The sequence below is a fragment of the Vibrio sp. 970 genome (assembly GCF_033339075.1).
Genome location: NZ_JAWOTW010000005.1, coordinates 13372 through 31123 on the forward strand (window position 1 = coordinate 13372; position 17752 = coordinate 31123).

A 17752-nucleotide genomic window follows, 5' to 3' on the forward strand; every position below is an offset into this window, starting at 1 on the left:
CCACCCTGTTCACATCACTAAGAGTTTGTAAACATGATGCATAACAAAGTAGCCAGGGTCCTCGACCCTTAAGATCTTTTGGCAAAACATAGTCGGAAAGCATACCGCCCATGTCAAGAAACGGTTGGATATATCAATAAAAACTATGAGCCTTTTCCAATCGCTTTCGAATTACAGTTCTAGAAATTCGATAATCTGTGCAGGATAACGCTCAAAGCCTACAAAACTGTGATCACCGCCTTGTTCTACTGTTTGCTTAGCGTCTGCAAACTTATCTACCGCTTGTCGATAGTCTAAAACCTCATCTTCTGTTTGTTGCAATAACCAAAAAGAATGTGGCGACGCGATGCTTTGTACATCAAGAGCTTTTAACTCGTCAATATGACAAGCTTCAAGTGTATAGGTTTCATGCGTATATGGGTTAGTTTGCTTACCCAAATAATCTACTAGCAACTCATAAGGCTTGACTGCGGGGTTGACCACTACCGCTTTAAACCCAAACTTGTCATTTAGCCACGTTGACATAAAACCGCCTAATGAGCTGCCCACTAGACCAATTTTATAGTCGTCTTTATATTGCTCGATAATATCCAACAACATTTTCGCCGCTTGCTGAGGATAACAAGGTAACTGGGGAACAATCACCTTAATATCAGGCCTATGTTGCTCGCAGTAGGCTCTCATCACATTCGCTTTCATGGAGAGTGGAGAGCTATTAAAGCCATGGATATAGAGAAGAAGTGAAGGTTTACTCATAGATATCTCGCACAAAAAAGCGAGCCCGAACAGAGAGCTCGGGCGCGTTAGTAGCCGTTAGAAGAGAAGTCTGGTTGGAACTGGCCATCGGGAAGCCGACCTACTTGGGTCGTAATATCGCCACAAGCGTGTAGTTGCAGCTCCCGCCAACCAGGCGAAGTGGTATCAAGGGCAAAATCATCCGAGTTAGGCTTAAACTGAACACAAGTTGAGGGTGTTGCCATCACTCGAATGCCCTTGTGAAGCACATTCATATCTTGATGAACATGACCACAGAGAATGCCTTTCACGTTATTAAAACGCTCGACAACCTGCCAAAACGCTTCGGCATCTTTTAAAGTATGTTGATCAAGCCACGCGCTTCCCACCAGTAACGGGTGATGATGCAACAAAACAAGTGTGTGTCTTTCTGGGTGTTCGGCTAGCTTTTCTTCGAGTAGCGTTAATTGCTGATCACTCAAGCGCCCATGAGGAACGCCAACCACTTGCGAGTCTAAAAGAATTAACTGCCAATGCTCGCCAATCAATACATGCTCTGCGGCTTTGATTTGTGGCGAAGGCAAAACACTGCCCATATTAGGCTTGTAATCATGATTACCAGGTAGCCAAAAACAGTCTTTCTCTAGCGGTTCAATGCCGTTGGCAAAGCGCTGATAAGATTCTGCACTATGGTCTTGGGAAATATCCCCCGTCGCCAAGATGTAATCAAACGCCACGTTGCGGCGTAAAACATCAGCAACAACAGCATTGAAGCTATCGACTGTTTTTACGCTTAGCAAACTTCCCTCATCGGCAGCAAACAGATGAGTATCCGTAATTTGTAAAAGTTTGATGCTGTCACTAGATGATTGCAAAATGAAAACCTGATTCGTCCACTATATCGTTATTTGTTATTTTCCTTTAGTGACGTGACGATCAATTGAAGGCAAGTGGTGTTCTACTGATACCACTTCGTAAACAAAACGTCAGCCATTCACCGAGGAATGTGTTTAATTGATGCTTTTCATCTTTCTGCATCAGTTGGTCATTGGGATAATCATACTTAGCTTTTATGCGAGAGAACTCTCCGCTTGAGCATACTTCGGCTACTCTCGCATCATGATAAAGCCTGACAGACATCGTCGGTAAAGGAAACACTGGCGTTTCATCACTCTGACATATCTCAACAACTGTGGTGTATTTTGTGATTTCATTCACGGTCAATTGGTAAACCATGTTCGCCGCTTGGTAGCAACGTACATCCCCAACTTCGGCAGAAGCAGGCAATAAGGCGTTCAACTTAGCGTAGTTGGTCTCATACGTTCTCATAAGACCAGCTAAATCAACATGATATTGTTGTTTTTCAGCCAATTGTGCCATTACTCACTCTCCACCGTTTGGGATTGTCCCCATTCTGACTTTAACTCTTGATGGTGTAATTGCAGCCATTGCAACGCAATAATCGACGCACCATTTTCAAATTTCCCGTCCTTCACCCATTGATACGCCGTTTCACGACTCATGACATGAACTCGGATATCTTCATTCTCATAGTCTAAACCATGAATGCCGTGCGCTTTAGACGCATCCACTTCACCAACAAAGACGTCTAGCTTTTCCGAGCAACCACCAGCCGAAGGATAATAAGAAGTGACAGGTATAACGCGCCCCACCTGAATCCCCGCTTCTTCGACAGCCTCTCGACGAATTACGGCTTCAGCTGATTCATCGCGGTCAATCATACCGGCGACAATTTCTAGCTGCCAAGGGTGTTCATGTTCCAACGCGCCAATACGAATCTGTTCAATGATTACGACCTGGTCCGTCTTTGGATCATAAGGAAGCATCGCTGCTGCGTGACCACGCTCGAACATTTCTCGTTCGACAACTCCACTCCAACCACCAGCAAATAGCCTATGCTGAAAGCGGTATTTCACCATTTTGAAAAAACCTTCAAATAAGGTTTCTTTCGAGATGACTTTTACATCTCGCGAAGTAAAATCTTGTTGTTGTTTGTCACGCTGTTGCATTCAACACCTCTCTGAGTGAATCCTGTAGTTTACTCATTGTTATTCGCTTGCTCAAAGGACTTGGCTCAACTTTTTGTATAATAGTTACAAATTAATTTAAGTCTTCGCTAAAAATTTATTGCACAAGTGGATAATTACGTGTAAAAAAGTGCAAACTTTAGAGTAAATATCGTGCAAATTGAGTTAAACTACTGAGAATTAACCAATCTATGGACCGCGGGAATAGAAAATGAAAAAATTGCTTCCACTATTTATCAGTGCAGCGCTAGGTAGCATGAGTACGTCTGCGTTCGCAGACTCTTTGGCTGAAATCTACGACTTGGCAAAACAAAATGATCCACAATTGCTCAGTGTAGCAGCACAACGTGACCAAGCTTTCGAAGCAATCACCTCAAGCCGTAGTGCTCTATTACCACAGATCAACCTTACTGCGGGTTACAATTTAACTCGTGGTGATACTGAATACGATTCAAATCTAATTAGCGACGTATCAAACGATGGCAACGCGCTAACCGCTGGCGTTAGCTTTTCACAAGCACTTTACAACCGCGCATCTTGGATCTCTCTAGATACTGCTGAGAAAAGTGCTCGCCAAGCAGACGCAACTTACGCAGCGACGCAACAGGCACTGATTCTTCGCGTGTCACAAGCGTATTTTGAAGTTCTACGCGCACAAGATAATCTTGTTTTCGTACGTGCAGAAAAAGCCGCGGTTGGCCGTCAACTTGAGCAAACTAAACAGCGTTTTGAAGTAGGTTTGTCTGCAATCACTGACGTGCATGACGCACAAGCTCAGTACGACCAAGTGCTAGCGGACGAAGTGTTGGCAGAAAACGCGCTCACTAATAGCTACGAGTCACTGCGTGAAATTACAGGCCAAGAGCACAAAGATCTCAACATTTTGGACACTGGCCGCTTCACTGCTAGCCCATCGACCGTACCAGCTGAATCGCTCATTGATGAAGCAAAAACCAAAAACCTGACCTTGCTATCTTCACGTATTCTTCAAGACATTGCGCGTGACAATATTTCACTAGCAAGCTCTGGCCACCTACCAACGCTCTCTCTAGATGGTGGTTACAACTACGGTGATACTTCTCATAGCTCTCGTGACAACACGACAGACAACTTCAATATTGGTGTGAACCTTGCAGTACCGCTATACACAGGTGGTAACGTAACCTCTCAAACCAAACAGGCTGAATACGCGTACGTGGCAGCAAGCGAAGATCTTGAAGCACAGTACCGTAGCGTAGTCAAAGATGTTCGCGCACAAAACAACAACATTAACGCCTCTATCGGCGCATTACGTGCGTATGAGCAAGCGGTTATTTCTGCACGCTCTGCACTAGAAGCAACAGAAGCTGGCTTTGATGTAGGTACTCGTACTATCGTTGATGTACTGGACGCGACTCGTCGTCTATACGATGCGAACAAAAACCTATCGAACGCTCGTTACGACTACATTTTAAGTGTTCTTCAGCTACGCCAAGCAGTTGGTACGCTAAGCGAACAAGACATCTTGGACGTTGATGCAGGTTTGAAAGCGGCAAAATAACCGCGAACTGAATACTTCAGGTCTTAATAAATAAAAAACGCCAGTTGAGTTATCAGCTGGCGTTTTTTATTACTTGTAGTTCAGAGCTTAAAAGTGCCTCTGAACTACAAGTATCAAAAAGGCCGCACTTAGCGACCTTTATGAGCAAATAGCATTTCAATGCTAACAAACAGCAGCCTTAGCCCTTACCGCCTTTGATTGCATTAATGATTTCACTGGTCGAGCAGCCATCTTCAAAGTTCAATACACGAACTTCACCACCCGCCGCAATGACTTCTTTACCACCAGCAATCTCTTCTGGTTTGTAGTCACCGCCTTTTACTAGCAAGCTTGGTAGAACTTCTGAGATCAAACGCTGCGGCGTATCTTCACTAAATGGTACAACCCAATCCACAGCGCCCAAACCTGCCAACACCGCCATGCGGCGATCGGTTGGGTTTACCGGACGACCAGGGCCTTTAAGGCGTTTTACTGACTCATCGGTATTAACCGCAACGATTAGGCGATCGCCCAGTTCAGCAGCATGGTTTAAGTAAGACACATGCCCAGCGTGTAGAATATCAAAGCAGCCGTTTGTCATAACGACTTTCTCGCCACGAGCACGTGCTTTTTTCACCGCTTCGATCAGTGCTTTTTCTGAAATCACACCGTAATCCGTGTCTTGGCTGCCATGTACCGCTTCTGCTAATTCAATCTCAGAAAGCGTTGACGTGCCTAGTTTACCAACCACAACACCTGCCGCTGCGTTTGCTAGTGCACACGCTTCTTCAAATGATTTGCCTGCGGCAACAGACGCTGCCAATACAGAGATAACCGTGTCGCCCGCACCTGTCACGTCGTACACTTCTTTCGCTTGAGTTGGAAGGTGGAACGGTTCCTGGCCACGACGAATCAAGGTCATTCCGTTTTCGCTGCGTGTCACTAAAAGCGCTTCAAATTCAAACTCTTCAACCAAAGCCAGTGCTTTCTCTACTAGCTCTTGGTCAGATTTCACTTTACCTACAACGTCTTCGAACTCTTTCATGTTTGGCGTAAGAAGTGTTGCGCCACGGTAGCGTTCAAAATCCGCACCTTTCGGGTCAATGAAAACCGGAATATTTGCTGCGCGCGCTTTTTGAATGTATGCCTGAACATGCTCTAACGAACCTTTTGCGTAGTCAGACATAATCACGGCTTTAACGTTTGGCAGTGCGGCATCCATACGTGATAGCACAGGTGCAGAATCTGTGTTTTCAAACTTGTCTTCGAAGTCGAGACGAATAAGCTGTTGTCCACGGCTCATTACGCGAAGCTTCGTAATCGTTGGGTAATCAGGCAGTGCAACGAAATCGCACTTCACATTGAGTGAGCTCAGCGTCTCCGTCAGCACTTTTGCAGGCTCATCTTCCCCAGTTAGACCAACAATGTGAGCATGGCCACCTAGTGATGCGATGTTCATCGCAACGTTCGCAGCACCACCAGGACGCTCTTCATTGTTTTCTACTTTTACAACAGGAACCGGCGCTTCAGGAGAAATGCGCCCGGTTGGGCCATACCAGTAACGATCTAGCATGACATCACCGATGATGAGCACACCAGCGCTGTTGTAATCAGGTAGAATTGGTTTCATTGTTGGTCTCCAAAAATTAAATCGAAGTGAGTTTATCACAGCCCTTATCGAGGCTAAATATATGGTCTTAACTGAACCACTGATTCCAAGCCTGTTTTACCCACTCCCTTTCGGCAACAAACTTATCTTCCACCACATCAGCGTCTAAATTGAGTAGATTTCGGCGGTGTATTTCGTTGCGCATTGTCGTGTAAGCACGTATCAACTGCATTGCTTGGTCTTCGTCCATAACATCTTGCGCAATGAGCGTTTCAAAGATGCGCACATTATCACACCAACGCGTCAATTTCGGCTTATCGTGACTATAGTTGAGCACTAGGTACTGAGCGAGAAATTCGATATCGGTAATCCCACCTACATCTTGCTTGAGCATAAAGCGGCCTGGCTTTTTCCCCCCAAGATGACCGCGCATTTTTTCTCTCATTTCGACAACGTCTTTTTTCAGTTCAGCTTGATCGCGTGCTTTGCACAACACATCATGCCGCGTATTGTGAAATGCTATCGCCAGTGGTTCATCACCATAAATCATGCGCGCGCGGACAAGTGCTTGATGCTCCCATGTCCACGCGTCTTGATGTTGATAGTCGTCGAACGCGTCCGTTGGGCTAACCAACAAACCCGATGCACCGGACGGACGCAATCGGGTATCGACCTCGTATAAAATACCGGAAGCGGTGCGAGTGGAGAAAATATGAATGATACGCTGTGCTAAACGAAGGTAGAACTGACGACCATCAATCTCTTTTTTGCCGTCAGTGTAGACATTGACTGGGCAGTCATGCATGAAGACAATATCCAAATCGGAGTTATAGCCGAGCTCCCACCCTCCGACTTTACCATAACCAATTACAGCAAAGCCTTTGCCTTCACGATCTTTCACATGCGTTGGCTCGCCGTACTTTTCAGACACTTGCAACCAAGCCTGACTGATCACCGCATCCACGATAGCTTCCGCTAAATAAGTTAAATGGTCACTCACTTTCATCACTGGCAATGCGCCAGCAATATCTGCCGCTGCAATACGCAAAATACAAATTTGCTTAAACTGACGCAACGCTTCCATTTGCTGTTCCATATCATCTTCAGGAATACGTGCCAAATAATCACGCAGCTCTGTACGGTAACTGTCTAATGGAATGGGATTGTACAGCTGCGCAGGGTCGATCAACTCATCAAGCAAGATAGGATAACGAGACAGCTGCTCTGAAATCATTGGGCTTGCGGTACACAAACGTACGAGCTGCACCAGAGCCGCTGGATTCTCATCCAATAATTCCAAGTAAGTTGTGCGAGTGCAGATGTTGTGTAGCAAGTGAAGTACACGAGATAAACCAAACTGTGCATCAGGATGGGCAAAGACCGCATCAAACACTTTCGGCATCAAACGATTGAGCACTTCGCGTCCACGTGGGCCTAACGTTTTTTTGGCCAGATCGGTTTTAAAGTTGATGATGGTTTTCGCGCATGAAGCAAAGTCTTCAATCTGAATATCCTGCTGCAAGATATGCTCAAGAACGTCTTGTTTGTCGGCCATATCCCATAGCTCATGAAAATGACGAGCAACGGTAGTCCCCTCGTCTTCTTCATCATCACCAATTAGTGATTCAAAAACTTGGTGAACATTTGCCATATGCTGCTGGGTTTGCTCAATTAATTGCTCCCAACAGCTCATTTTCATCGCGGTGGCGAGCTTTAAGCGTTCGGTTTCGCAATCAGGCAGCGTCTGGGTTTGCTTATCCGCCATTGCTTGCAACAAGTTTTCTAATTGACGCAAGTACTTGTATGCGGCTTCTAGATCGCTGACTTCTTGTGGAGTAAGCAATGCCAGCTCTTCAATGCCTTGCAGCGTTTCCAACAGCCCTCGATTACGCAAAGAAGGCTCTCGACCACCTCGAATTAATTGAAAAACTTGAGCGATAAATTCAATTTCTCGGATGCCACCCGCACCTAGCTTAATGTTGTTATTCAACCCTCGGCGGCGAACCTCGCTACTGATCATCGACTTCATTCGTCGCAAAGATTGAATCGCACTGAAATCAATATAACGACGAAAAACAAAAGGGCGCAGCATTTGGCGTAGCTCTTGATACTGCGGGTACATCTCACATCCCATCACCCGAGCTTTGATCATCGCGTAACGTTCCCAATCTCGCCCCTGTTCTTGGTAATAATCTTCAAGTGCGGCATAGCTCATTACCAAGGGGCCACTTTCTCCAAATGGGCGAAGTCGCATGTCGACGCGGTAGCAAAAACCATCGAAGGTTTGTTGGTCGAGCGCTTTGATGATGCGTTGACCAAGACGAGTAAAGAACTGGGCATTGGCAATGCTTCGGCGTGCGCCTTGGGTTTCGCCATTCTCTGGGTACGTGAAAATTAGATCAATATCGGAAGAAAAGTTTAGCTCGCCACCACCCAGTTTCCCCATGCCGATAATTAACATCGGCTGCACTTCACCGTCCTCACTTGTTGGTGTGCCCCACTCCTGACAACACACTTGATATTGCCATTGATAGGTTTCAAAAATCATCGCTTCTGCCAACTCAGATAAGTGGCTTAAAGACGTCTCTAGCGACCATGCATGCGTGAAATCCTTCCACGCAATGTACACCATTTCTCGGTTGCGAAACTGACGCAACACGCGATGACCAGACATCTCATCAGGACATTGTTCCAACAGTTCAGCAAGACGTGAGCGGTAAGACTCCTGACGACTTGGCTGCGCTAACATACTTGGCAACTCACGGCCTAGGACTTCATCGCGATGAATGGCTTCGGTTATAAATTGGCTTAAGCCCGCCACATAACGAAATTGCTGCGCAACCTCATCGGGCCAAAGGGGAAAATAACCTGCGTCTTGGGCGTTTTGTACGGCAGATTCAGCGATAGAAATCAGTGGCGAAGGCAGCTGCATTTTTCTTCCTTGTTTGAAAAGCACGGTAACTCATTCTTTATACCAGACTGAAAGCAAATAAAAACGCCCACAAAAGGTTTGTGGGCGTTTTATCAAAAGTTCGGGATCGAATATTAAACTTGGAAAGATTTGATCTTCTTGTCTAGCTCACCTGCATTATTTTGCATCATTTCAGAGGTTTCTAGCAGCTCGGTAACGACAACAACTGAGGCTTCCACCAACTCACGTACATTGGTGAGGTTTTGGCTCATCTCTTCTGCAACACTGCTTTGCTGACCAGACGCCGTCGCGATCTGGAAGTTCATGTCATTGATTTGCGTCACTTGCCCAACAATACCATCGAGCTCAGATCCAGCATTAGAAACCAGCTCGTTTCCATCTGCCGCTTCTACAACGCTTTTTTCCATGAGTTCTACCGCAGATTCAGCACTGGTTTGCAGCTGTGCGATCATCTCTTGAATTTCTACCGTCGCTTGTTGTGTACGTTGGGCAAGGTTACGAACTTCATCTGCAACCACAGCAAAACCCCGCCCAGCCTCGCCAGCTCGCGCCGCTTCAATCGCCGCATTCAGTGCAAGCAGGTTGGTTTGTTCAGAAATGCCTTGAATCGTCCCCACAACGCTACCAATGGCTTCAACACGTTCTTCAACTTGGTTAACCGCTTGTGCCGATGAAGCGATATCCGATGAAAGTTCACTCATTTTCGCCATTGTACTTTGCAAGAACTGCTGACCAGAAATTGCTTGCGCGGAAGCTTGCTCTGTTAGAGAAGATGCCGTCTTGGCATGTTCCGCAACCGTTTGGACCGTCGACGACATTTCACTCATCGCCGTAGCAAGTTGATCAATTTCGTTAAACTCTTCTTGCGCCGATTCCTTCGTTTCCGACATGCTCAGTGTCATGACTTCGGTGAGCGTTGATAATTCATCAGACGCATTAATTTGCATTTGAATCACATCGTGCAATTGTCGACGTGTCTTTTCTAATTCACGTGCCACGTCTCCGTATTCATCTTTACAATCCATACCAAATGGAACAGAGAGGTTCTTGCTCGCCATCAGTTTGATCGCGTCGCTCAGATACTGTGTTTGACGCAACATCACTCTAGCCGCCGCTAATAAGAGCACGACAAAAACCACTATCAATAAGGCGGTTTGCCAAGCAACTTGCGTTAAGTATGCTTCATAATGCTGTTGGGCAACTTGCGCGTTTTGTGTCGCCGCTAAAAGTGAGTCGTAAAAAGTGTTTGCGTCCCACAGTTGTTTTGCCACGATCAGGACAGTACTGAAGACCATCAACATGACCATTTTAGGCACCAGTCGAATGTCGGATATGACCCTTTCCCATGGCTTAAATGCCAGCTTTTCCATTGTCAGTTCTCCACCGAGTCTTATATAGTCTTTATCTATAATCTTTATATTACTTATAGTTATGTTCGCGCTTTGCGTGGTTACGCGATTTATTTTGAGCTTCGTATGAAAAACAATGATATCAAAGACAGCACACGACCGATGGGCCTGTTGTCACTAATATTGTCTTTTATGGCACTATTTGTGATCTCTGGCTTGTTGTTTTTCCCGATCGATCACGAAACCCGTCAAGTTCTTATCGGTCTGGATTTCATAATCTGTAGTATTTTTCTACTACAGCTCACCATTGATTTGATCCGGTCCACAGATCGCTGGTTATTCCTTAAACGTCATTGGATAGATTTCGTGGCGAGCATCCCATTGATAGAGCCCCTGCGCTTTGCTCGTATTTTTCATATTATGCGAGTGGTATTAGTACTGCGTTCGTCAAAGTTCATTTTGCATCAGCTCAAAGAAAACCGCCGCGAAACTACGGTCGCCTCTATACTGCTATTGATGGTTATCCTCATAACGCTCGGTTCTAGTGCAATGCTGTTTATCGAAGCGAAAAACCCAGAAGCGAATATTCGCACTGGCGCCGATGCTTTGTGGTGGGTATTTGTAACGATCTCAACGGTTGGTTACGGCGATCATTATCCTGTGACCTCCATAGGAAAGTTTTTGGCTGTCATCATCATTGTTTGCGGGGTGGGTATCTTTGGTATGATCTCGGGTCTTATCACCTCTATCCTTACTGCTCCAACGAAACAACAGACGCACAGTTCAATCAATAAAGAACGTATGCTCGAGCAGCTCCTAACCCAACAAGCGCAAATACTAGAACGACTCGATTTCATGGAAAAAGAGCTACAACAACGTAAAACAGAGACAAAAAAATAGGACCATGCAGTCCTATTTTTTTGTCGTTACCACCAGAACGATCATTCACGCCAATAAGGCTGTACTTCCACACTGATCGCTCGGGTTTGATCCATTGCATGCAAAATTGAGCGCTCTTGACGGTGCAACCAGCGTTCTAACTGCTCTTTTTCTGCGTCTTCCAGCATATCAACCAACGGGAGCAAGTGGTTCAGCATTAGCAGATCATCGATACCATGCACCAGATCCGCCCATGGTAAACGGAAGCTGTTACGCTCATCCGAGTTATACAAACTCGCGAAACCAATACCAGTATAGAGGTTACGCAATAAGCGATAACGCTGATCAACGTACTCTTGCGCCGTCAAATCGCGCTCTGCTGGGAAAGCTTCCATTAGCTCAGCCCAAGTGCGATCGAGCTGAGTAACTGAAAACGGCATGATATTACTTGCCATTTTTTCACGTGCTTTTTCATCAAGAAATGGCTGCCAACCGCGCGCTAAGATCCAGCGGCTTAGATCCAGCAGTAACCCTGTGTAACGCGCGGAATTGAGCAACCCTAGCACTTCTTCACGGCTTGGCAACTCTTGTAACTGCTGAGTCAACTCAGATACTAAGAACTTACGTGCATCCAACTTGCGCAGCACATTGCCTTTGTCATCTAAAAGCTCTTCAAGGTGTGCATGCTCATCCAACCAACTCAATTCTTCTTCCAACCATTTAAGCTCTTGGCGCAGAATCGCGCTCGCGCGACGAGGGACAATCCCGCCAAAAATGGTCAATGTTTGACGAATGAAACGAATGGCATTACTGATTTCACGCAGTGCTTCCACGCTGTCACGCTCAGCATAAATTTGCTCGTGATAATGCCAATGAGACAAAGCGTGCTCTAAAGAGTTGATCAAGCAAAATTCAACGGTATCCGTCGGACTACTGTCCACAAGTGCCAATGATTTTACTTCATCACCCGCGTAACCGCTTGCAAGTCGATAACCTTTCGCCGCTTTGCTCAAGTTACCCAAGCGCATACCACCTTGCTCGCAAAAGCTGCGTGCCAGTGTGAATAAAGCTTCGGTTTGGCCAGACTTAAGTTCCAGTTCAACTTCGCAAATTGGCTCTTGCTTCTCTTCTTCGTCTTCACCTTTGGCTACAACTAAGCCTTGGTCAAAAGCAGCTTCAATCTGACTGCCATCGGGCATGCCAATCAGCCATTGTTCACGTGTGAAGTTGGTCGAGAATAATGGCATAAGCTCGGATTGCAGCGTTTCTGCATCTTTACCTGGAGGCCAAATATCTAGAGGATGAAGCGACAGATTAGGCTCGTCGCTAGTGTGCTCAGCATTGTATTCTGGTCTTTGATGTAAGCCTGCGACGACGCGTCCTGCTGTCTTTACGGTTTGGACGAATACATCATCAAAACGGCGAATTCTTAAACCAATGTCGTGCTTTCGAAGCCATTTATCGGCAGTATCAAAATAGGTGTTACCCAAGTCACGACAACTATGCTGAAGTACTTTTGTCTCAGAAATTTTTTCTTTTAAAGTTTCTGAAAATTCAGGAGAAACAAAAAACTTCAGTTCTATTTCGGTTTCCATAGCTATACCTTTCAAAGCAGATAGAAACAGGATATTGCGTAATTTCTCACACGGCAAGAGAGAAATATCGCCGGAATGATGATCTAAAACAGTTTTAATGAGCGATTTAATGCGTTACCATGCGCGCCTTTATAGCCATCGTTCAACATTTCGCCAAGCACTCAGAAATGGTGTATGTTTTTTTAAGGTTATAGTTATTAGGTTGAATGACCATGCCAGTAAATACAATTATGGGGTTATTTGCAAAGTCCCCAATTAAGCCTTTGCAACGCCACGTTGTGTGTGTCAACGAATGTTGTTCACACTTGGTGAAATTCTTTGAAGTATCTTCAAAGGGTGATTGGGAAAAAGCAGCAGAAATCCGTGCACAAATTTCTCACCTAGAGAAAGAAGCGGATGTGCTGAAACGTGAAATCCGTCTAAAACTGCCTCGCGGTTTGTTCATGCCAGTCGACCGTACTGACATGCTTGAGCTTTTGACTCAACAGGACAAACTTGCAAACCTGGCAAAAGACATTGCTGGCCGTGTATATGGTCGTCAACTTGTCATCCCTGAGGCTCTCCAACCAAACTTCCTCGCTTACGTTCAACGTTGTCTTGATGCTGCCGATCAGGCGCAAAAGGTAATCAATGAACTTGATGAATTGCTAGAAACCGGCTTCAAAGGCCGTGAAGTGACGCTCGTCGCTGAAATGATTCATCAATTAGACGTTATCGAAGATGATACCGATGCCATGCAGATTGAACTTCGCCAACAGTTGATGGTGATTGAAGCTGACATGAACCCTATCGATGTCATGTTCCTATACAAGATTCTTGAATGGGTAGGTGGTATTGCCGACCAAGCGCAGCGCGTAGGTGCTCGTTTGGAAGTCATGCTATCTCGATCTTAAAACATAAAGTTAACGACATAACGAAGAGCATAATTAACACGTGTCATAGGGACGATGACTATTTTCATCGTCTTATGGTTTGGCGCGCGTAAAATTTTGTTCCGCTTGTTATAAAACAACTAGGTATTACGATGGATATCCTTGCGAACTACGGCACTGTCCTGATTATTGTTGCAGCGATTTTTGGTTTCATGATGGCGATTGGTATTGGCGCGAACGACGTTGCTAATGCGATGGGTACATCTGTAGGTTCAAAAGCGCTAACTGTAAAACAAGCTATCATCATTGCGATGATCTTCGAATTTGCAGGTGCTTACCTTGCAGGCGGTGAAGTAACCGACACTATCCGTAAAGGTGTAATCGAAACTTCTTTATTTGCTAGTCAACCAGATGTTCTTGTCTACGGAATGATGTCTGCGCTTTTGGCAGCAGGTACATGGCTGCTTCTTGCTTCTTACATGGGCTGGCCAGTATCAACGACTCACTCAATCATCGGTGCAATCATTGGTTTTGCATGCGTATCAGTAGGTACTGAAGCGGTTGACTGGGGCAGCGTTCAAGGCATTGTTGGTAGCTGGATTATTACGCCAGTGATTTCAGGTTTCTTTGCTTACGTTATCTTTGTCAGCGCACAACGCCTGATTTTTGATACAGAGAACCCTCTGTTTAATGCGAAACGTTTTGTACCTGTTTACATGTTCATCACAACAATGGTGATTGCACTTGTAACCATCAAAAAAGGTCTAAAACACGTTGGTCTTCACCTGACCAATGGTGAAGCCTGGATGTGGGCAGCAGCAGTTTCAGCACTTGTGATGATTGGCGGCTACGTATACATCCAGAAAAAATTCGCTAATCGCGAAGAAGACCGCAGCTTTTCTGGCGTGGAAGGTATCTTCAGCGTTCTGATGGTTATCACCGCTTGTGCGATGGCATTTGCACACGGTTCAAACGACGTTGCAAACGCCATTGGTCCGCTGTCTGCTGTCGTATCGACTGTTGAACACATGGGCGAAATCAGCACGAAAAGCACCATCGCTTGGTGGATTCTACCTCTTGGTGGTATTGGTATCGTGGTCGGTCTTGCAACACTAGGTCACAAAGTAATGGCAACTGTTGGTACAGGCATCACTGAGCTAACGCCTAGCCGCGGTTTTGCAGCACAGCTAGCAACAGCATGTACAGTAGTTCTAGCGTCTGGTACAGGCCTGCCAATTTCAACCACTCAAACATTGGTTGGTGCGGTTCTCGGTGTTGGCTTTGCTCGTGGTATCGCAGCACTGAACCTAGGCGTAGTTCGTAACATCGTGGCATCATGGATCGTTACACTACCAGCGGGTGCGTTATTGGCCGTAGTATTCTTCTACGGACTTCAAGCGATGTTCGCTTAAGACACTCGTCAATAGAATGTAAGCGCTTTGTCATTATTGACTCAAACGCACAGAAAGGGAGGCTTTGCCTCCCTTCTTTGTTGCACCGAGGTTTGAAACTGCATACTATTCGTCTATTTCCGGCTCCAATCATTCGGTGCCAACGCTGTCTCCAAGAAAAATCGTTAAGGGATTTACTGTGAAAAAACTAATCATCACGGTTTTGTTTACTTTGCTAGCAGCGCCAGCGGCCCTAGCAGCAGACCGTTATATTTCTGATGACCTCTTCACTTTTATGCACTCAGGTCCAAATAACACCTACCGTATTATTGGTAGTGTTAACGCCGGTTCTAAAGTACAACTGATTAAAACCAACCGAGATACTGGCTATACGCAAGTTCGTGATGACCGTGGTCGCACTGGTTGGGTACAAAGCAAGTTTGTGACAAACCAAGAGAGCATGGCAATTCGCCTTCCTCGCATTGAGAAAGAGCTAGCCGAAGTAAAAGAGCAGCTTGCTAATGCTCGTCAAACTTCTGATGCAGAGAAAGCCGGTCTTGTTACCTCTCTCGAAACACGTAACCAACAAATTTCAGATCTAGAAAATAAATACTCTGAGATCAGCGATCAGCTTACTTCTGTTGAAACAGAAAACCGCGAGCTACGCGCAAAACTGGATACACAAAAAGATGACATGCTGCTTAAGTACTTCACTTATGGCGGCGGTGTCGCAGGTTTAGGTTTACTATTTGGTTTGATTCTTCCGCATGTCATGCCTCGTAGAAAGCGCTCTCCTGCGGGTTGGGCATAAACCCTTACGCTTTTATCTTTAAAAAGAACGCAAAAGCCAGTCGATATTGACTGGCTTTTTAGTTTGCTTCGTTTGATAGAAGTGAGTACTACTCCCCCATTGAACTAGAGGCTCGACGACGATCCGTTGCGCCATAAAGCTTGCCATCTTTTAGCTCAATTGCATTCAAACCGCTTACCACTGGAATAACGTGCACTGGGTAGCCAAGCTCCATAAACTCAGGCACCAACATTTCTGCGAACGTTTTCTTTTCCACCAGCAAACCAGTCGGGTCATAAGACTTGGTGCGGTCTATCTTAGTGCCATACTGGATGTTTGGTAAGTCAATAGCCTCTTGCGCTGATAAGTTCCAATCCAGCACCCCAACCACGGTTTTGAGTACATACCCCGGGATTTGTGAACTACCTGGTGACCCAACCACCAAACGCAAATTATCATCACTGTCCATCACCATTAATGGCGTAATAGCCGAACGTGGACGCTTGCCCGCTTCAATTGAGTTTTGCGTAGGTTTGCCGTTAACCGTTGGCAGAGGTGAGAAGTTAGCCATCTGCGCGTTCAAGATAACGCCATCGACCATCACACCCGAGCCCATACCCGTTCCTACCGTACTAGTCATTGCTATTGCATTTCCATCTCTATCGACGATAGAAATATGCCCTGTATCTTTGCTCTCGAAGCCTTGATATTGCGCATACTGAGTTTGCGTTATCTGTCCTGCTTTTGGATCCTCTTTTAAAGTGCCATTATCGGGGATTAAATCACGTCTCTGATCTAGATAGGCTTTAGACAACAACTGTTCAACTGGCGCTTCCACATAATCCGGATCTCCGGCATACGCAATACGATCGGCTTTTGCAATTCGCATCGCTTCAGTCATGAGACGCCAAGGTTCCACATCCGTTTTCGCCATATGGGCAATGTCATAGGGTGCAAGCAGTTCAAGACTCTGAGCGACCATCACACCGCCCGAAGCTGGGTAACCAAAAGAGACGATTTTATTCCCACGGTAGTCGCTCTCAATGATGTCACGCTGCTTCACTTGGTAATGTTTAAAATCTTCTAAAGACAACTTCTCGTGTTGGTCGTCAATACGACTATTAACCGTCTCTACGATGTGCTGACCAAGCTCACCACCATAAAGGTAACTATCGCCTTGTTGCGCGATCTTCCTCAGCGTCTCAGCCATCTTAGGGTTCTTCATCAAGGTTCCCGTCGGCTTAATATCGTCCCCTTGCCAATACAAGGCTTTCACTTCCGGATCTTGCTCAAGTCGGCTTTGCTCTCTTACTACGATGTCGTAGGTGTAGCTGTTCATCGCGTACCCATTGCTCGCCAATGTAATCGCCGGCTTAATCAGCTCTGCCCATGGCAACTTGCCGTATTGTTCATGAGTGGTGTAAAGCAACCGCAACGTGCCCGGAACCGCAACAGAACGAGGGCCTAATATTTCGTTGCGACTGAGTACTTCCCCATTCTCAACAAACATTTCAGGGTTCGCGCTAGAGGGCGCTTCATCTCGACCATCAAGGGCCAGAAATTTTTTCTCGTCATGTTGATAAAACAGCGCGAAAGTCCCGCCGCCAATTCCGGTCATATCTGGCTCAACGACAGACATCACCATCTGCATCGCGACCATAGCATCAACAGCGTTACCGCCTTCTTTCAATATTGAGTAACCGGTACTGCTCACGTAAGGATTCGTCGCACTGACCATGAAATCTTGCCCGCGACTATCTGGTGTAACTGGGAATGGGTCTGGCTTTGCTGCATAGCTTGTCGATGCAACAATACTTAAAGAAAAAATCAGAATACGCATGTGTCTCTGTTTAGACTCCTATTATGTGATGGGGTCTAACGTGGACCAAGTCATTACTCCGAAGTTCGTGAAGATGGTGTCTTTTTACACAACGCTGACTGGAATCGCGCTATCAATAGATGAATGATATTGGTGCTATTTAAACGACTGAGAAAAGCTATATTTTGCTTGTTTGAGTATCTAAAAATCATCA

Annotated in this window: 14 protein-coding genes; 5 read left to right on the forward strand and 9 right to left on the reverse strand. The window is 45.8% G+C overall.

Translation table 11 applies throughout. From position 1 onward, the window contains the following. Positions 1 to 171 precede the first annotated feature (171 nt). The 4 genes from yqiA to nudF form a co-directional block, all read right to left on the reverse strand. Complete coding sequence (gene yqiA / locus R7Q11_RS08865) at positions 172 to 756, reverse strand: esterase YqiA (protein ID WP_017820245.1); 585 nt, start codon at positions 754 to 756, stop codon at positions 172 to 174. A 47-nt stretch (positions 757 to 803) separates the two neighbouring features. Further along, positions 804 to 1610: a 3',5'-cyclic-AMP phosphodiesterase gene (gene cpdA, locus R7Q11_RS08870; RefSeq protein ID WP_025768398.1), complete on the reverse strand. Its 807-nt coding sequence runs from the start codon at positions 1608 to 1610 to the stop codon at positions 804 to 806. A gap of 61 nt (positions 1611 to 1671) precedes the next feature. Continuing rightward, positions 1672 to 2115, reverse strand: a complete 444-nt coding sequence (locus R7Q11_RS08875; RefSeq protein WP_017633603.1) for a DUF1249 family protein — start codon at positions 2113 to 2115, stop codon at positions 1672 to 1674. Beyond that, a complete protein-coding gene (nudF, locus tag R7Q11_RS08880) occupies positions 2115 to 2765 on the reverse strand; it encodes an ADP-ribose diphosphatase (protein WP_025768397.1) in 651 nt (216 codons plus the stop codon). Before nudF ends, R7Q11_RS08875 begins: the two co-directional genes overlap by 1 nt. A gap of 229 nt (positions 2766 to 2994) precedes the next feature. On the opposite strand from nudF, the gene tolC reads away from it, so the two are divergent. Next, positions 2995 to 4323 carry an outer membrane channel protein TolC gene (tolC, locus tag R7Q11_RS08885; RefSeq protein WP_005379884.1) on the forward strand — a complete coding sequence of 443 codons (1329 nt, stop codon included), beginning with the start codon at positions 2995 to 2997 and terminating at the stop codon, positions 4321 to 4323. A 178-nt stretch (positions 4324 to 4501) separates the two neighbouring features. Here the strand turns inward: tolC and hldE are convergent, their stop codons facing one another. The 3 genes from hldE to R7Q11_RS08900 all read right to left on the reverse strand — a co-directional run bounded on the left by hldE (position 4502) and on the right by R7Q11_RS08900 (position 10213). Beyond that, complete coding sequence (gene hldE / locus R7Q11_RS08890) at positions 4502 to 5932, reverse strand: bifunctional D-glycero-beta-D-manno-heptose-7-phosphate kinase/D-glycero-beta-D-manno-heptose 1-phosphate adenylyltransferase HldE (protein WP_017633601.1); 1431 nt, start codon at positions 5930 to 5932, stop codon at positions 4502 to 4504. Positions 5933 to 5999: 67 nt separating this feature from the next. Beyond that, positions 6000 to 8843 carry a bifunctional [glutamate--ammonia ligase]-adenylyl-L-tyrosine phosphorylase/[glutamate--ammonia-ligase] adenylyltransferase gene (gene glnE / locus R7Q11_RS08895; RefSeq protein WP_205461406.1) on the reverse strand — a complete coding sequence of 948 codons (2844 nt, stop codon included), beginning with the start codon at positions 8841 to 8843 and terminating at the stop codon, positions 6000 to 6002. 113 nt (positions 8844 to 8956) lie between these two features. Next, entirely contained in the window at positions 8957 to 10213 is a 1257-nt protein-coding gene (locus tag R7Q11_RS08900) for a methyl-accepting chemotaxis protein (protein WP_042521819.1), read from the reverse strand. Between the two features lie 105 nt (positions 10214 to 10318). On the opposite strand from R7Q11_RS08900, the gene R7Q11_RS08905 reads away from it, so the two are divergent. Then, positions 10319 to 11092, forward strand: coding sequence for a potassium channel family protein (locus tag R7Q11_RS08905; RefSeq protein ID WP_025768395.1), 774 nt, complete (start codon positions 10319 to 10321; stop codon positions 11090 to 11092). 41 nt (positions 11093 to 11133) lie between these two features. Here R7Q11_RS08905 and R7Q11_RS08910 read toward each other — a convergent pair whose 3' ends face one another. Further along, the gene (locus R7Q11_RS08910; protein ID WP_225466380.1) at positions 11134 to 12666 is read right to left on the reverse strand and encodes an inorganic triphosphatase; all 1533 of its coding nucleotides are present in this window, start codon (positions 12664 to 12666) and stop codon (positions 11134 to 11136) included. Between the two features lie 212 nt (positions 12667 to 12878). Between R7Q11_RS08910 and R7Q11_RS08915 the strand changes: the two genes are divergently transcribed. From R7Q11_RS08915 to R7Q11_RS08925, 3 genes are all read left to right on the forward strand, one after another. Beyond that, a complete protein-coding gene (locus R7Q11_RS08915; protein ID WP_005379896.1) occupies positions 12879 to 13559 on the forward strand; it encodes a TIGR00153 family protein in 681 nt (226 codons plus the stop codon). A 131-nt stretch (positions 13560 to 13690) separates the two neighbouring features. Further along, positions 13691 to 14950 carry an inorganic phosphate transporter gene (locus R7Q11_RS08920; RefSeq protein WP_005379898.1) on the forward strand — a complete coding sequence of 420 codons (1260 nt, stop codon included), beginning with the start codon at positions 13691 to 13693 and terminating at the stop codon, positions 14948 to 14950. A gap of 178 nt (positions 14951 to 15128) precedes the next feature. Beyond that, positions 15129 to 15740 carry a TIGR04211 family SH3 domain-containing protein gene (locus R7Q11_RS08925; protein WP_005379900.1) on the forward strand — a complete coding sequence of 204 codons (612 nt, stop codon included), beginning with the start codon at positions 15129 to 15131 and terminating at the stop codon, positions 15738 to 15740. Between the two features lie 88 nt (positions 15741 to 15828). Here the strand turns inward: R7Q11_RS08925 and ggt are convergent, their stop codons facing one another. Then, positions 15829 to 17559, reverse strand: a complete 1731-nt coding sequence (gene ggt / locus R7Q11_RS08930) for a gamma-glutamyltransferase (protein WP_225466381.1) — start codon at positions 17557 to 17559, stop codon at positions 15829 to 15831. Positions 17560 to 17752 lie beyond the last annotated feature (193 nt).